The organism is Tepidanaerobacter sp. EBM-49 (assembly GCF_001896645.1).
Taxonomy (GTDB): Bacteria; Bacillota; Thermosediminibacteria; order Thermosediminibacterales; family Tepidanaerobacteraceae; genus Tepidanaerobacter; species Tepidanaerobacter syntrophicus.
Window position 1 is genome coordinate 34,743 of record NZ_MPPE01000019.1, and the last position, 16,022, is coordinate 50,764.

A 16,022-nucleotide genomic window follows, 5' to 3' on the forward strand; every position below is an offset into this window, starting at 1 on the left:
TGTTATCTGTGCATAACCTCTAACAGCTGCATTGTTTATTGAACACAAAAAAGGGCGGCCAGAAACCGCCCCACTTTTAAAGAACTTTAGATAATCACTTTTGAAAAACCTATATCAAACAGTAAGTATTCTATTTTTTTATCCACTCTTCCATTCTTTCAAAAGGTTCATCGAAGATAACATGACCCGCTAAGGTCTGTTCTTTTTTACCTTCTACAAGAAACTGAACTTTATTTATTCCGGGAAGTTCCGTAAGGGAATTTACTATAGGGACGATGGTCATCATTTCGCCTGTAGAACCACCTACATGGTTTTCGATAAGCTCTTTGGAAAAGTTTACATATGCAATGCCATCCTTTACTTCTGCTGACAGCAATTTTGCGTCTTTTGGAATAGAAGTTGCTGTAAGGCCCGGCACAGTTGGACCCTTCATCAATTCTTCAATCACAATTTGTGCTATAGACTTATCGTCCTTTACTGTAATTTCACGCTTTTCGGGAACAACATACATTGCTTGCTCATCAGGGAAATAAAGCGTAACAGTTTCCTTTTTTCCACTTAAATCATTATTGATTTGATCAATGTCATAGCGAGTCAAAAGACCGTAAGGGTTGCCGCTCGGTCCTATAAACTCTTTACCATCGACAAGTATTTCAACTTTTTCGATACCGTCTATATCTGTTAATGTATTTACGATAGAAATTAGCGCCAAACTTTCAGCCATCATGCCCGGAAATCCCGTAAAATCCTTTGACAAATTTACAGTAGCAATTTTATCCTTTAAATTAAGATCTAAAAGCTTTGTTCCTTCCGGAATGGTGGATTTTAAACCTTGAGTCTTGGGTCCTTTTAAAAGTTCTTCCAAGGCAAGTTTTGGAATTTCTTCATCTTTGGTATATTTGATTTCTCTGGTTTCGGTTAAAACTTGGCTGTTGTCATTATTTGTATAATACAAATTAATTGATGCCGTTTTCTGGTTTATCGAGCAGGCGGGCGTTATTACCAAAAGACTTAGCGCGATGAGTATTGCTAAAATTTTTTTCATTTACTGCCACCTCTAATCCTTTTGATTTAACAACATTATATCAGATATTCCCTAATAAGAAAAATACAAACTTGTTACAAAAGAGCTTGCGGTTGTTTGACAAAGACCATATAAATCTGTTAAATATAAGTAGACGTAATAGAATGGAGGGATAAAAATGAGTTTTAAAATTAACGATAATGTTAAATGGGTAGGAAAGATTGATTGGGAACTTAGGAAGTTTCATGGAGAAGATTTGTCGACACACCGCGGTTCCAGCTACAATTCTTACCTTGTGCAAGATGAAAAGACGGTGCTTATTGATACAGTATGGGAACCCTTTGCAGATGAATTTATCGAGCAGCTAAAAAAAGAGGTCGATTTGAAAAAAATCGATTATATAATTGCAAACCATGGCGAAATTGACCATAGCGGCGCGCTGCCGGCACTGATGAGGGAAATTCCAGGAACACCTATATATTGCACTAACAATGGTATAAAATCTTTAAAGGGACAATACCATGAAGATTGGAATTTTATTCCGGTAAAAACCGGCGATCGATTAAGTCTAGGAAAGAAGGAAATTATCTTTATAGAAGCTCCGATGCTTCACTGGCCGGACACCATGTTTTCTTACCTTACAGAAGACAATATTTTATTCAGCAATGACGCTTTTGGCCAGCATTATGCATCAGAGCATATGTATAATGACCTTGTAGACCAAAGCGAACTTTATGGAGAAGCCTTAAAATATTATGCAAACATATTAGCCCCTTTTAGCAAACTTGTGGATAAAAAAATTACCGAAGTTTTAAATCTAAATCTTAAAATAGATATGATATGCCCAAGCCACGGTGTGATATGGAGAAAAGATCCCTTACAGATTGTAAAGATATACCAGGAATGGGCCAATGCCTACCAAGAAAACCAGATAACAATAATTTATGATACTATGTGGAATGAGACAAGAAGAATGGCAGAGGCCATAGCAGAGGGGATAAGACAGACAAATCAAGGCATTACAATAAAACTGTTCAACAGTGCCCGATCTGACAATAACGACATCATTACCGAAATCTTTAAATCAAAAGCTATTTTAGTAGGTTCTCCTACTGTAAACCGCTTTGTGCTCCACTCGACGGGAGGCTTACTTGGAGTATTGAAAGGTCTGGGGCTTAAAAATAAAAAAGCTGCGGCTTTTGGAACTTACGGTTGGAGCGGAGAAGGAGTCAAAATAATTACAGAAGAACTCCAAAAAGCCGGTTTTGAAATAATAAATGATGGAATTAAGCTAATGTGGAACCCTGACAAGGAAGGCAAACAGAAATGTATAGAATTCGGTCGGGAAATTGGAGAAATATTAAACAATAACTAATCAGGTCAAAAAACGAGCAAATGATTCCGGAAGGGCTGTAATTGCCTCTTCCGGGTTTTTTGCAATAATTATTTTCTTACAGTTTTGAATATTGGAGGTGGGATGCTTGGATCAACGAGCTTTAACGGCATTGGCAATTTCTATCTTAGCCGGCATGTCAACAATGCTGGGCTCTGTTTTAATATTTTTTGCAAAATCAAAAAGTGAAAAAATAGTTTCGTGCTCATTGGGATTTGCAGCAGGAGTAATGATTTCGGTATCGTTTTCCGATTTACTGCCGCAAGCTCAACGAGCTATAGGAATCTATACCGGAGAAAGCCGGGCGGTAGTTTTTTCGGTGATATTTATGGCATTGGGTCTGCTGGCTGCTTTATCAATTGATTACTTCGTTCCCCATGAAGAATTTGATACAGAAAAAAATGATAAGCCACATAAAAACCTATACCGAGTAGGCTTTGTTTCGATGTTGGCTATTACATTACATAATTTTCCGGAGGGAGTCGCAACCTTTATGGCTGGCTATAATGATCCGGTTCTTGGAGCATCGATAGGTATTGCGATTGCTTTTCACAATATACCTGAAGGTATCTCAGTGGCTATGCCCATTTATTTTGCGACACAAAGCAAAGCCACTGCTTTAAAATATACTTTTTTATCAGGCATTGCCGAACCTATTGGCGCAATTTTAACATTTCTTGCATTAAGACCGTTCATTAATGATTTTTTACTGGGAGCAACCTTTGCAGTAGTAGCAGGTATTATGATTTATATAAGCTTTGAGGAGCTTATTCCCACTTCAAGACAGTATGGCTACAGCAGGCTGGCGCTTTTGTCATCTTTTGCCGGCATTTGCCTGATGCCATTAACCGGAGTTATATTTATGTGATTTTATTATGCCTTCAACCATCTTAAATATTGTATTTTTAGCTCCCTTGTGTTAGAATAATTTTAGGAATACAATTGAATGATTGTTCAAGTATAAAAATGATATAAGGGGGCCTTAAAATGATATATGAGCTAAAAAACCTAGATTGTCCCCATTGCGCGGCGAAAATCGAAGACGAATTAAAGAAAATCGACGGCTTGTCTGATGCGACAGTAAACTTTGCCAGTAAGACCGTCCGAATAAATGAAGACCTTGAAGAAAAAGCTGAGGAAGCTATTAAAAAAGTAGATCCCAATATCAAATTAATTTCAAAGAAATCTTCCTCATTTAGTCATCATACTAATGATGAAGACGAAGAAAGGGATACATTTCGCACGAAACTTTTTCGCATAATTTTTTCATTTCTTTTCTTAATAGCCGGAATAATATTATCCCCTAAGCTTCATGGAAGATTTGAGATTATAGAATACAGTCTATTTGTTATATCCTATATACTAGCCGTAAAGAATGTTCTAAAGTCTGCATTTTCCAATATATTTCGCGGACAAATATTTGATGAAAACTTTCTAATGACTATTGCTACCTTAGGAGCATTTGCGATACACCAGCTGCCTGAAGCTGCAAGCGTAATGCTGTTTTACTGTATAGGCGAGTACCTTCAGTCCCTTGCTGTAAACAGAAGCCGCAAGTCTATCGGAGATCTTATGGATATTAGGCCTGATTATGCAAATCTAGTGACAGACAAAGGCATAATCAGAGTTTTGCCTGAAACTGTCAACATAGGTGACACGATATTTATTCGACCGGGAGAAAAGATCCCCCTTGATGGCGAAGTCGTAGAAGGTGCTTCATATCTTGACACATCAACCCTTACAGGAGAATCAGTCCCCCGCAGTGTGGAAACCGGAGATAAAATAATGGCCGGAATGATTAATATGGAAGGGACATTAAAGGTAAAAGTAGAGAAAACCTTTGAAGACTCTTCTGTTTCGAAAATACTTGAGTTAGTCCAGAATGCATCTTCTCGCAAAGCAAAAACAGAACAGATAATTACAAAATTTGCAAGATACTATACGCCTTTAGTGGTGCTGGCAGCAGCAGCAATTGCTCTTATCCCCCCTGTGATTATACCGGCAGAGAGCTTTAGCAAGTGGATATATAGAGCATTGACGATGTTGGTAATTTCTTGCCCCTGCGCCCTGGTGATTTCGGTGCCCCTTGGATATTTCGGAGGAATCGGAGGAGCTTCACGAAAGGGAATTCTTGTTAAAGGCGCAAACTTCATAGATATTTTAGCCGATCTTGATATAGCGGTATTTGACAAGACGGGCACACTTACAGAAGGTGTTTTTAAAGTGAGCCGGATAGTGCCTGTAAACGGATTTACACAAGAAGAGCTGCTGCGATTTGCAGCATATGCCGAAGCTTATTCCAACCACCCTATATCAAGATCCATAATAGAGGCTTACGGTAAACCTATAAATGATTCCGAGATAAAGGAATATAAAGAAATAGCAGGGCGGGGTGTAATGGCAAAAGTTAAGGATAAACAAATACTTGCCGGCAATGAAAAGCTTTTAAAAAGCGAGGAAATAGAAGCAAATTTAGATAATAAAGGTATAGTTGGAACAGTAGTTCATATAGCAATTGACGATAGATATGCGGGATATATCCTAATTACTGATAAAATCCGGCAAGATGCAGCAAAAACAATTAAAGAGCTTAAAAATTTGGGAATAAAGAAAGTCGTAATGCTTACAGGCGATGCAAAAGAAACAGCTGAAAATGTAGCAAAAGAGCTTGGAATTGATGAATATTATGCAGAGCTTTTGCCTGAAGAAAAAGTAGAGAAATTAGAAGAACTTAAATACTATAATGGTTCAAGAAATAATACGGCTTTTATTGGAGACGGAATAAACGATGCGCCGGTACTTGCTTGCGCAGATGTGGGAATTGCAATGGGAGGCTTAGGCTCTGATGCTGCTATTGAAGCCGCTGATATAGTTATTATGGAAGATGCCCTCTCTAAAATTCCTCAAGCTGTAAAAATGGCAAGATATACCAAAAAGATAATTATGCAAAATATTACAGGAGCGCTAGGCGTAAAACTCATTTTCCTAGCTATGGGAGCATTGGGCATTGCTAATATGTGGGAAGCGGTTTTTGCAGATGTTGGTGTGGCTCTTCTTGCTGTAATGAACTCAATCAGGACTTTACGCGTAAAGTAAGATCTTATGGTGCGCCGAAGCATTTAGTTTCGGCGCTTTTTGCATTTTCATTCTTTATCTTGGCAAAGTTGCACATTTAAAGTGTGCCATGTATAATTGAGACAGATTATGTCATTATGTATTCGCGAGGTGGAAGTCGTTGTCGGTAGAGGCTGTAAAGAATTACTTTAAAGAGAAGAATATCGATGCAAACATAAAAGTTTTCGAAGATACCAGCACAGTTGAAAAAGCTGCTAAAGCATTAAATGTTACAGAAGGAGAAATAGTAAAGTCTTTGCTTTTAAAAGTAAAGGAGAAATACATAATGGTTTTGATGGCAGGGGACAAGCGAATCAGCAACCGTAAATTTAAAAATATTTTTGCTTGCAAGCCTAAAATGCCGGAGCCGGAGGAAGTGATGGAAATAACAGGTCACCCGGTAGGCGGGGTCTGCCCCTTTGCCCTTAGAAATCCCATTGATATTTATCTTGATATTTCTCTAAAAGAATATGATACTGTATATCCTGCGGCAGGGGAATTTAATGCGGCTGTAAAATTGTCCGTGCAGGAGCTGGAAGAGTTAACCTTGGGAAAGTGGATTGATATTAGCCAGTAATGTTTTTATTTAAAATAAAATAGAAAGTTAGGTGATTTTTATGCTTACAAAAAACGAGCTTGCTAAGTACATAGATCACACACTGCTCAAACCTACGGCTACATTTGCCGATATTGAATTATTGTGTTTGGAAGCAAAAGAATACGGGTTTTATGCTGTATGCGTAAATTCATGTTATGTAAAACATGCAGCAAGCATTTTAAAGGATTCTGATGTTAAAGTAGGTTCTACCGTAGGTTTTCCACTGGGAGCTATGCTGACTGCCTCAAAAGCCTTTGAAGCAGCAGAAGCTGTAAAAGCAGGAGCCGCAGAAATAGATATGGTGATGAATGTGGGACTGCTAAAAAGCGGCGATTTTTACGGTGTTCAAGAAGACATCGCTGAAGTGGTAAAAGCGGCAAAATCAATTAGACCAGAGGCGAAAGTAAAAGTAATTCTTGAGACAGGATACCTTGATGAAAATGAAAAGGTGTCTGCCTGCCAGTTGGCTAAAGCAGCCCAAGCGGATTTTGTAAAAACATCTACAGGTTTTGGAGCGGGAGGGGCTACTGTGGATGATGTAAAGCTAATGAAAAAAATAGTAGGAAATGCAATGGAAGTAAAAGCTTCCGGCGGTATAAGGGATGCCAAAACAGCACTTGCCATGATTGAGGCAGGAGCTACACGAATAGGAACAAGCTCGGGAATCACCATTATTCAAGATTATGAACAGCAAATTAGTTAGCAAAATAAGTTGGAGGTAAGGAAAATGTATTTTGAAAAAGCTGGGAAACAAAATACTGAAAAGACCCTTGAAGTTGTAAGGGATGCTATAAAAAAATATGATATAAAACATGTTGTAATAGCATCATGCAAAGGCTATACAGCAAAACTTTTTAAAGATGCAAATCTTGGAGTAAATCTTGTTTGCGTAACACATGTAACAGGTTTTGAAAAACCTGGCCAGCAGGAAATGAGCGAAAATGTAAGAAAAGAGCTTACAGATGCCGGAGTGAAAGTCCTTACAACTACTCATGCGCTTTCAGGCGCTGAAAGAGGAATTAGCCGCAAATTTGGCGGTGCATATCCTGTTGAAATCATAGCCCAAACTTTGCGGATGTTAGGACAGGGTACCAAAGTTTGTGTGGAAACGGCTGTTATGGCTCTTGACGCAGGACTTATCCCTTACGGGGAAGACATAATAGCTGTAGGCGGCACTTCCGAAGGAGCCGATACCGCGATTATCATAAGACCGGCACACGCCTCTGCGATTTTTGACACTTGGATTTCGCAGATTTTATGCAAACCCGCAAGTAAAGAAAAAGGTGTTTAACCTGGTTTTAGTAAAAAACAACTACTTTGTGCAAAATAAAGTAGTTGTTTTTTATTTTCCCCCGGCGCTGCCTCAGCAATAATAAAGGAAATTTTCGCGATCCCTGATTTTGAGAAAAATTGACAGAACGAACAAATTGTGATATAGTTATAAAGAATTGAATATGCCTCATCTCGCTAAGAGTTGAGGTAGAGGCGCGGTGTATCAAGAGTAAGCTTGCAGAGGCGGGGGAAGCTGATTAAGCAAGCCGAAAGGGAACACTGCCGAAGTGTGGTTTTTCCCAAAGACCATGCTGGGCCTATGCTGAATAAGTATAGGACTGTCACCGGAGCAATTCGGTGGAGAGCTACTTCAGGAGAGAGGTATTTGCCAAGAGTGAAACAACCGGCAAGTATACCCGGTTGTTTTTGTTTTTTGCAAGACCTCTTAATTTTAAATCAAGAGGGAGGAAGTAAAATGACAACAGATGTAAGCACAAAGAAGATAAGAGTTGCAATAGTAGGTTTTGGCAATGTAGGTAAAGAGGTTTTGCCTGCTGTAGAAGAAAGCTCGGATATGGAAGTAGCGGGCATAGTTTTGAGAAATCCTAAAAAAGTTGATTCAGTAAAAAAGCTTGTAGGAGAAGTGCCGGTTGTAACTGATGTTGCTGAATTAGGAAAGGTAGACGCAGCTATACTGAGTATACCCAGCCGTTCGGTTCCCGAGGTTGCGCCTATGTATTTAAAGCAGGGAATTAATACTATAGACAGCTTTGATATTCACGGAGATTCTATAATCGAGCTTAGAAGAAATCTTGATAGTCTTGCAAAAGCAAATAATGCAGTCTCGATTATTTCGTGCGGTTGGGACCCGGGCTCAGATTCAATTGTAAGAACTTTGATGGAGGTAATTGCACCCAGGGGAATAACATATACTGACTTTGGACCGGGCATGAGCATGGGTCATACAGTGGTAGCAAAATCGATTGAAGGGGTAGAAGATGCCCTATCAATGACTATACCTGAAGGCACAGGTATTCATAGAAGAATGGTATATGTAAAAATAAAAGATGGTTATGATTTTGAAAAAATCTCTCAAGCAATTAAAAACGATCCTTATTTCATTCATGATGAGACTCATGTTTATAAGGTAGATGACGTAAAGAGCCTTATCGACAAGGGGCACGGAGTCCATATGGAAAGGAAGGGAGTTTCGGGGGTAACCAGCAATCAAAGAATAGAATTTAGTATGTCTATATGCAATCCGGCGGCAACAGGCCAAATTATGGCGGCAGCTGCACGCGCAAGTCTTAAACAGAAACCGGGATGCTACAGCACTCTTGAAATTCCTATTATTGATTTTCTTTATGGAGATAAGGAATCACTTTTGCATCGCTTAATATAAGTTTTGAATTACTTATAAAAAATTGGAAATTTAGCTTAATTTAAGTATGGTAAATTAGACTGTATAATGTTATAATTTATATAGACCCTATTTCTTACTTAAATGATTTACCCTTATTTTTTATGCCCCCTTTCTTTCACGGTTGACCCTGAAAGCAGGGGTCTTTTTTTAGTAAAAGTATTGGCGATACCTAAGAAGTTCGCTAATATCTTACAGCTTGCAAAAAATGATATAATATTTATATCAAGAAATATTATTATTTGTTTGCAAGGTATTAATACAACTATTATAACTATTTTGGCCGTAACAAGTGGAGGTGATTTATGACTTCGGCTGTGATAAAACAGGTTAATGAGGTGGTAAATATAAATGGAACATGAACAAAAAAATATTAAACAAAATCAGGCAAGTAGTGAAGAACCTAATTTTTACGAAGAAATTCAAGAGGAAGAAATTATTGATGAAGCCAGTGACAGAGGCATACTTCGCAAGCGCATAATGCAGCTCGCAATGCCTTCCCTTATAGAATTACTCCTTGGTACATTGTTCGGTATGGTTGATATGGTCATGGTGGGACAAGTAAACAAGGAATCGCTTGCAGCCGTAGGCATCACAAATCAACCTACAATGCTTGCGCTTTCAGTATTTCAAGCTCTTAATGTAGGCAGCACTGCTCTTATAGCGCGTTATGTTGGCACAGATGATACCGAATCTGCAAGTTCTATTGTAAAACAAACGCTTATTTTGACGTTTATTATCGGAACCTTAGTGAGTATACTGGGATACGTTTTTGCCGGAAGTGTTATAAACTTTATGGGGGCAGAACCCGATGTGTACCCTCTTGCAGTAACATATTTACAAATTATTGCACTAGGGGGCATATTTATTTCTATCAGTATGGGAATAGGTGCGGCATTAAGAGGCGCAGGAGATACCGTGACGCCCATGAGATATAATCTGATTTCAAATCTTTTAAATGTTGGTATGAATTATGTGTTAATCTATGGAAAACTAGGTTTTCCGGCAATGGGTGTTGCAGGTGCAGCTATAGCTACGACGCTTTCGCGCCTTGTAGGGATGATTATGGCTCTTATGGCTATATACCATCCTAATTCTATACTTACACTTTCAGAGAAAAAGGGAATTTACTTTGATTTTAACGTAATAGAACGAATACTAAAGATTGGAATACCTTCAGGAATAGAACAGTTTGTCCTTCGACTTGGCCAGGTAGAATTCGCAAGGACTGTTGCAGGACTCGGCACTACAGTATTTGCAGCTCACCAGATAGCGCTTAATGTCTTCGGACTCTCCTTTTCTCCAAGCCAAGCTTTTGGAATGGCGGCAACTACTCTGGTAGGTCAAAGCCTTGGTGCTGGAAGACCGGATCTTGCTGAAAAATACGGTCTTGAAACACGGCGCATAGGCATGTACGTCGCCATTGCAATAGCTTCTACATTTTTCTTTTTCGGTAAGCCAATAGCATCTATTTATAACAGAGATGCCCAAGTAATTGCCCTTGCGGCAGGATGCTTTAAAATAATAGCCCTTATGCAGCCAATGCAATCTACGCAATTTATTTTGGCAGGGGCGCTGAGAGGAGCTGGCGATACCAGAGGACCTCTTTTTGCAACAGTTGTAGGCATATGGGGAATTCGAGTTTTATTTGCAAAGATATTTATTAATATGGGTTTTGGCCTTTTCGGCGCATGGACAGCACAGGCCCTTGACCAGATATTTCGTTCGGTTTTTATATACATTAGATATAACTTGGGAAAGTGGAAACATATAAAGGTATAGAGGAGCTCTTCTAGAGCCCTTTATACCTTAAAAATTTTTTAATAAAAGTCATTGAGTAACTATCTATAAAATAATATAATTATAAATAGATTTAACATACTGCTTTAATCAAATAAGTTCATATATCAGAACTTAAGTCCAGTTTTTCGGAAATACCAGCAAATACATATATTAAGCTGTGCGAATTGATATTAACTGATAAAAATTTTCCGGGAAACTGGATTTTTTAATTTTATAAAATGCCCAGGAGTCTTTTGTTTTAAGGCATTGCGGCAATAGAATAATTGGCACGATTATTGCTCAACTTTGAATATATAAGACTGTCCGATACGATAAAAAATTATCTATTTTTAAATATTTATCGTATAGGAACCGGCTGATAATGGGAGGTAGCAAAATTGGAAAAGATAAAAATTGCCATAGTAGGATTTGGAAATGTGGGTAAAAAAGTATATGAAGCCGTAGAAGAAAGTCCTGACATGGAAACGGCGGGTATTGTAGAGCTTGCCCACCTTATAGAAAAACTAAAAGTCAATATTCCAAACGTTCCTGTAGTAGACAATATTGAAAAACTCGGGAAAGTGGATGTTGCAATACTTGCCATAGACAGCAGGCATGTACCAAACACTGCGCCTATATATCTCAATATGGGAATAAATACAGTGGATGCCTATGACATTCATGGAGATTCTATGATAGAATTAAAAGAAAGTCTTGACAAGATCTCAAAAGAAAAGAACACAGTCTCGATAATGGCCTCCGGATGGGATCCCGGCACAGACTCTATTATAAGAGCAGTTCTGGAAATGATAGCACCCAAAGGCCTAACTACCGTGAACTTCGGACCGGGCATGAGCATGGGCCATACAGTAGCAGTAAAAGCCACACCGGGAGTAAAAGATGCCATATCAATGACGGTGCCCAAGGGCATGGGGCTTCACAAAAGGTTAGTTTATATTGAACTTGAAGATGGCTATGATTTTAACGAGGTTTCAAAAGCGATAAAAGATGATTCCTATTTTAACCAAGACGAAACATATGTATTTTGCGTGGACAATGTGAAAAACCTCATAGATATGGGCCACGGAGTTCATATAGAAAGAAAAGGCGTGTCAGGAATTACTCATAATCAGAAAATGGATTTTACGATGTCCCTTACGAATCCTGCCGCTACAGCTCAAGTTATGGTTTCTGCTGCAAGGGCAAGCTTGAAACAAAATCCGGGCTGCTACACCTTGATTGAAATTCCTCCAATTGATTGCATTTACGGCGAAAGAATGTCCCTTATCAAGCGATTTGTTTAAAATTTAATATAAAGAAGGTACACCTTATGTTTGATTATGCACTTCTTAACGGATATGTGGTTGATCCTAAAAACAAAATTGCAAGTAAATTAAATATAGGAATAAAAGATGGAAAAATAGCAGCATTGACAATCGACGAAATAGAAGGAGAAAACAACATTGATTGTTCCGACCTTACTATTTCTCCGGGCTTTGTTGATATTCATATGCATGAAGATTCATATGATGAAAAGAAAAAAGATTTTAGTTTTGACATAGCCGACTGCATGCTTAAAATGGGCGTTACAAGTGCTGTAGGAGGCAATTGCGGATCGGGCCCTAAGCATCCCGAAAAATACTTAAATGAAGCTGATAGGCTCGGGTATCCGATAAATATAGGCTTGCTTTCAGCTCACGGAAATTTAAGAAGTGATTTTGGAAATTTTGACAAGTATAAAGGCGTAGGCAAAGATGTTATTTATAAAATGAGCGAAAGACTTGAATTCGAGCTGGAATCCGGAACGCTAGGTTTGTCTTTTGGCATACGTTATATTCCAGGAGTAAGCAGCGATGAGATGGCGGCTTTGAGCCAAACAGTTAAAAAATATGACAGAATTGTGGCCGCACATATAAGAGACGATGCAGATAAAGTTGCGCCATCTATTATGGAACTTATCAATATTGCAAAAGATACCGGCATAAAAGTGCAGGTATCCCACATAGGCAGTATGGCGGCTTATGGCCAAATGGAGCAAGCTCTTCAGATTATAGACTACCATAGCGGCACCGGTATCAATATAGGTATAGACTGCTACCCGTATAATGCTTTTTGCACATCTATTGGCTCAACTACTTTCGATGATGGTTTTCTAGAAAGATATGGCATAGACTATTCGGCATTAGAGATAACTCAAGGAGAATATAAAGGGCAAAGACTAAATGAAGCCAGTTTTAAAAAAGAAAGAGAAAATCACCCAGACTATTTGGTTGTAGCCCATGTTATGAGGGATTCGGAAGTAGATAAAGCCTTATCTCACCCAAAAACCATTGTTGCAAGTGACGGAATACTAAACAATGGCAACGGACACCCAAGAGCCGCCGGAACTTTTCCAAGATTTATACGAGAATATGTTATAAACAAGAAACTTGTATCTTTAAATGAAGCAATAGCCAAGATGACCTATATTCCCGCTGAAAGATTCGGCATAGATAAAGGTACTCTTTCCATAGGCGCCGATGCAGATATTACTGTTTTTGATATTGAAAAAATCAGAGACACAGCCACATTTGAAAACCCGACATTGCCACCTGATGGCATAGATTATGTGCTTATAGGCGGCAGAATGGCTTTAGCCCAAGGCAAAATAATAAACAGACGCCTTGGCTGCGCTATTAGAGCGTAGAAGAGTTTTTAAAAGAAGGAGATGATTCGGAAAAAATTATAAGTAAAGTGTAAATGGAGCTATTAGTTTAAAAAATTAAAAAATATGAGGGGGTTTTCTAATGCCAGTAAGAAAAAAATGGTTAGTATCTTTTGTAATACTATTATTGATATTATCTCAACTTACGGGATGTTCCTCAAGCTCAGCTCCTCCTGCCCAGCAAAAAGAAAAAGTTATAACTATAGCTAAAACGTCAGATCCCGGAACAGCCGATGTTCAACTTACTACTGAAGAATACTTCATACCTTTGAACATTTATGATCGCTTAGTTGAAGCTGTTACGATAGAACCGGGGAAATCCGAACTTCAACCGGGACTTGCAGAAAAGTGGGATGTATCAGAAGACGGCCTTGTTTACACATTTCATCTAAGAAAGGGTGTAAAGTTTCACAATGGAGAAGAACTCAAGGCAGATGACGTCCTCTACACTTTTGATCGTATGTTAGATCCTAAGACAAAGGCATTAAATACGGATTTTCTTAATATGATAGATGGCGCTCAGGAAAGAATGGATGGCACCGCTGATTCTACAAGAGGTCTTAAAGTTATAGATGATTATACAATTCAAATTACACTTGCGCAGCCTTTTGCGCCATTTATAGCCTGTCTTTCAACTCCGGCAGGATCAATATATAATCGAAAAGCCACTGAAGCCGCAGGACAGGATTTTGGAGTAAAAGCCGAAGCTACAGTAGGAACAGGACCCTTTGTGCTGAGTAGTTGGTCTTATAATGACCAAATTGTTTTAGCAGCTAATCCAAATTATTTTAAAGGTAAAGCTGATTTAGACAAAATTATAGCTAAAATAGTTCCGGATGCAGAAACACAAAGAATGATGTTTGAAAAAGGTGAAATTGATGTATTTGACTGCGACAATGCACGTTCTCAGATTCCCTATTTTAAAAACAGCGAAAAGTGGAAAAACCAGATAGTCAGCGGCCCCAGGGTGGGCGTCTATTACTATAACATCAATCAGGCAATAGAACCTTTTGATGATGTCAAAGTTAGAAAAGCTATGCAGCGGGCAATCAACAAGCAGCTTCTTCTAGATACGCTTTATAATGGCACAGGCACAGTTGCTAAAGGCATTCTGCCGCCGGGCCTTATAGGATATAATCCAAATCTGCCGGGCATACCATATGATATAGAAGCGGCAAAGTCGCTGTTGACAGAAGCAGGCTATCCGAATGGTTTTCAAATGCAAATTTCGCAAACTGTTGATTCTCCAAATACCTTAAAGCTAAATGAAGCTGTCCAGGCCATGCTCAATGATATAAGCGTAAAAGCAGAGATAGTGCAAATGGATGAAGCTGCATGGTTTGGAACCAGACGAGAAGGTAAACTTCCAATGTACACAAGTGACTGGTCTGCAGATTTCAATGATCCGGACAACTTTATGTATACATTCTTTTCTAAGCAAAACTCAAAAGTAAGATCTTTCAATTACAACAATGAGTATGTTCAGGAAGGGCTTGAAAAAGCAAGAGCAATGACTGATCAGAACGAAAGAATTGCTTTATACAATGAACTTGAAAAAATAATAGTTTATGATGATGCTGCATGGATTCCATTATTCCATTTAGATCATTTATTCGTTGTGCAGCCCAGAGTTAAGAATTTTAAAGTTTCATGGAATGGCTGGAGCGATATGCCTTATTATGAAGTAAAAGTAGAAGAATAAAATATAGAGGGGCCGATAAGGCTCCTCTAACCAATACTTCTGAGCCCATTTCTGTAAGACATCAAATATCACGGGAGGTAATCAAATGGGCAAGTACATATTTAAAAGAATATTGATTTCAATTCCGATAATTATCGGCATAACCATTATTACATTCTACCTATTGAATGTAGTTCCGGGCGACCCTGTGGTATTAATGATGAAAGAACACATAAGCCCGGATGTGTTGGAACGTGTTAAAAATGAAATGCATTTAAATGATCCTGTCTATATCCGCTATTTTAAATTTATGGGAGATTTGCTGCATGGAAATTTAGGCAGGTCATATAAACTAAATAGAAACGTAACAGATCTACTTTTAGAGGCATTTCCCAATACCGTTGTTCTTTCTATTGCAGCTATAATAATTGCATGGGGAATCGGTATACCTGCCGGGATAATTTCTGCAATAAAACAGTACTCTTTTATAGATAATTTTTTTATGGGTTTTACACTATTAGGAGTGTCAATGCCAATATTTTGGTCAGCACTTATCATGCAATATATTTTTGGCCTTAAATTAAATTTGCTGCCGATTTCAGGTTTTAGCGGACCGCAATATGTAATCTTGCCTGCAATCGTATTAGGATGGAGCTCTGCGGCATCTATAGCACGCCTGACAAGGTCAAGTTTGCTGGAAGTAATAAGAACTGATTATATAAGAACAGCTCGAGCAAAAGGACTAAAAGAAAGACAAGTCGTGTTTTATCATGCACTTAAAAATGCAATGCTGCCGGTTGTGACCGTAATGGCAATCCAAGTCGCAGGTTTGCTTTCAGGTGCTGTGATAACAGAAAGCGTCTTTGGAATCCCGGGCATTGGCAGGGTTTGTGTCAATGCCATACAAAACAGAGATATGCCTCTGTTGCAAGGCTCTGTAATATTTACGGTAGGCCTTGTTATAATAGGGAACCTGGTAGCAGATATTGCATATTCTTACCTTGATCCAAGAATAAGGTATGATTGAGAGGTGC

13 protein-coding genes and 1 riboswitch are annotated in these 16,022 nt (G+C 38.6%); of the genes, 12 read left to right on the forward strand and 1 reads right to left on the reverse strand.

The features are described 5' to 3' along the window. Nucleotides 1-130: 130 nt before the first annotated feature. Nucleotides 131-1,045, reverse strand: a complete 915-nt coding sequence (locus tag BUE08_RS02715; protein ID WP_286680305.1) for a GerMN domain-containing protein — start codon at nucleotides 1,043-1,045, stop codon at nucleotides 131-133. A 157-nt stretch (nucleotides 1,046-1,202) separates the two neighbouring features. On the opposite strand from BUE08_RS02715, the gene BUE08_RS02720 reads away from it, so the two are divergent. The 12 genes from BUE08_RS02720 to BUE08_RS02775 all read left to right on the forward strand — a co-directional run bounded on the left by BUE08_RS02720 (nucleotide 1,203) and on the right by BUE08_RS02775 (nucleotide 16,015). After that, entirely contained in the window at nucleotides 1,203-2,399 is a 1,197-nt protein-coding gene (locus BUE08_RS02720) for an anaerobic nitric oxide reductase flavorubredoxin (protein WP_059032819.1), read from the forward strand. Nucleotides 2,400-2,505: 106 nt separating this feature from the next. Further along, complete coding sequence (gene zupT / locus BUE08_RS02725) at nucleotides 2,506-3,285, forward strand: zinc transporter ZupT (RefSeq protein WP_213950840.1); 780 nt, start codon at nucleotides 2,506-2,508, stop codon at nucleotides 3,283-3,285. 119 nt (nucleotides 3,286-3,404) lie between these two features. Then, nucleotides 3,405-5,513, forward strand: coding sequence for a heavy metal translocating P-type ATPase (locus tag BUE08_RS02730; RefSeq protein WP_286680306.1), 2,109 nt, complete (start codon nucleotides 3,405-3,407; stop codon nucleotides 5,511-5,513). A 139-nt stretch (nucleotides 5,514-5,652) separates the two neighbouring features. Beyond that, nucleotides 5,653-6,108: a YbaK/EbsC family protein gene (locus BUE08_RS02735; RefSeq protein WP_274964115.1), complete on the forward strand. Its 456-nt coding sequence runs from the start codon at nucleotides 5,653-5,655 to the stop codon at nucleotides 6,106-6,108. A 40-nt stretch (nucleotides 6,109-6,148) separates the two neighbouring features. Next, nucleotides 6,149-6,832, forward strand: a complete 684-nt coding sequence (gene deoC, locus BUE08_RS02740) for a deoxyribose-phosphate aldolase (protein ID WP_213950838.1) — start codon at nucleotides 6,149-6,151, stop codon at nucleotides 6,830-6,832. Between the two features lie 24 nt (nucleotides 6,833-6,856). Next, nucleotides 6,857-7,420: a pyruvate kinase alpha/beta domain-containing protein gene (locus BUE08_RS02745; protein ID WP_286680307.1), complete on the forward strand. Its 564-nt coding sequence runs from the start codon at nucleotides 6,857-6,859 to the stop codon at nucleotides 7,418-7,420. 181 nt (nucleotides 7,421-7,601) lie between these two features. Next, a riboswitch (Lysine riboswitch) is annotated at nucleotides 7,602-7,777 on the forward strand. Nucleotides 7,778-7,876: 99 nt separating this feature from the next. Beyond that, entirely contained in the window at nucleotides 7,877-8,803 is a 927-nt protein-coding gene (locus tag BUE08_RS02750; RefSeq protein ID WP_286680308.1) for a diaminopimelate dehydrogenase, read from the forward strand. A 369-nt stretch (nucleotides 8,804-9,172) separates the two neighbouring features. Continuing rightward, entirely contained in the window at nucleotides 9,173-10,603 is a 1,431-nt protein-coding gene (locus BUE08_RS02755) for an MATE family efflux transporter (RefSeq protein WP_286680309.1), read from the forward strand. 398 nt (nucleotides 10,604-11,001) lie between these two features. Then, nucleotides 11,002-11,907 (forward strand): diaminopimelate dehydrogenase, encoded by a 906-nt coding sequence (locus BUE08_RS02760; protein ID WP_286680310.1) that lies wholly within the window; start codon nucleotides 11,002-11,004, stop codon nucleotides 11,905-11,907. Nucleotides 11,908-11,933: 26 nt separating this feature from the next. After that, nucleotides 11,934-13,289: an amidohydrolase family protein gene (locus tag BUE08_RS02765; RefSeq protein WP_286680311.1), complete on the forward strand. Its 1,356-nt coding sequence runs from the start codon at nucleotides 11,934-11,936 to the stop codon at nucleotides 13,287-13,289. 100 nt (nucleotides 13,290-13,389) lie between these two features. Then, nucleotides 13,390-15,009 carry an ABC transporter substrate-binding protein gene (locus BUE08_RS02770; protein ID WP_286680312.1) on the forward strand — a complete coding sequence of 540 codons (1,620 nt, stop codon included), beginning with the start codon at nucleotides 13,390-13,392 and terminating at the stop codon, nucleotides 15,007-15,009. An 85-nt stretch (nucleotides 15,010-15,094) separates the two neighbouring features. Next, nucleotides 15,095-16,015: an ABC transporter permease gene (locus tag BUE08_RS02775; RefSeq protein WP_059032812.1), complete on the forward strand. Its 921-nt coding sequence runs from the start codon at nucleotides 15,095-15,097 to the stop codon at nucleotides 16,013-16,015. Nucleotides 16,016-16,022: the final 7 nt, after the last annotated feature.

Coding starts and splice junctions, on each gene's coding strand:
- BUE08_RS02715 (WP_286680305.1), bottom strand. CDS start 1,045: ATGAAAAAAATTTTAGCAATACTCATCGCGCTAAGTCTTTTGGTAATA.
- BUE08_RS02720 (WP_059032819.1), top strand. CDS start 1,203: ATGAGTTTTAAAATTAACGATAATGTTAAATGGGTAGGAAAGATTGAT.
- BUE08_RS02730 (WP_286680306.1), top strand. CDS start 3,405: ATGATATATGAGCTAAAAAACCTAGATTGTCCCCATTGCGCGGCGAAA.
- deoC (WP_213950838.1), top strand. CDS start 6,149: ATGCTTACAAAAAACGAGCTTGCTAAGTACATAGATCACACACTGCTC.
- BUE08_RS02745 (WP_286680307.1), top strand. CDS start 6,857: ATGTATTTTGAAAAAGCTGGGAAACAAAATACTGAAAAGACCCTTGAA.
- BUE08_RS02750 (WP_286680308.1), top strand. CDS start 7,877: ATGACAACAGATGTAAGCACAAAGAAGATAAGAGTTGCAATAGTAGGT.
- BUE08_RS02755 (WP_286680309.1), top strand. CDS start 9,173: ATGGAACATGAACAAAAAAATATTAAACAAAATCAGGCAAGTAGTGAA.
- BUE08_RS02765 (WP_286680311.1), top strand. CDS start 11,934: ATGTTTGATTATGCACTTCTTAACGGATATGTGGTTGATCCTAAAAAC.
- BUE08_RS02770 (WP_286680312.1), top strand. CDS start 13,390: ATGCCAGTAAGAAAAAAATGGTTAGTATCTTTTGTAATACTATTATTG.
- BUE08_RS02775 (WP_059032812.1), top strand. CDS start 15,095: ATGGGCAAGTACATATTTAAAAGAATATTGATTTCAATTCCGATAATT.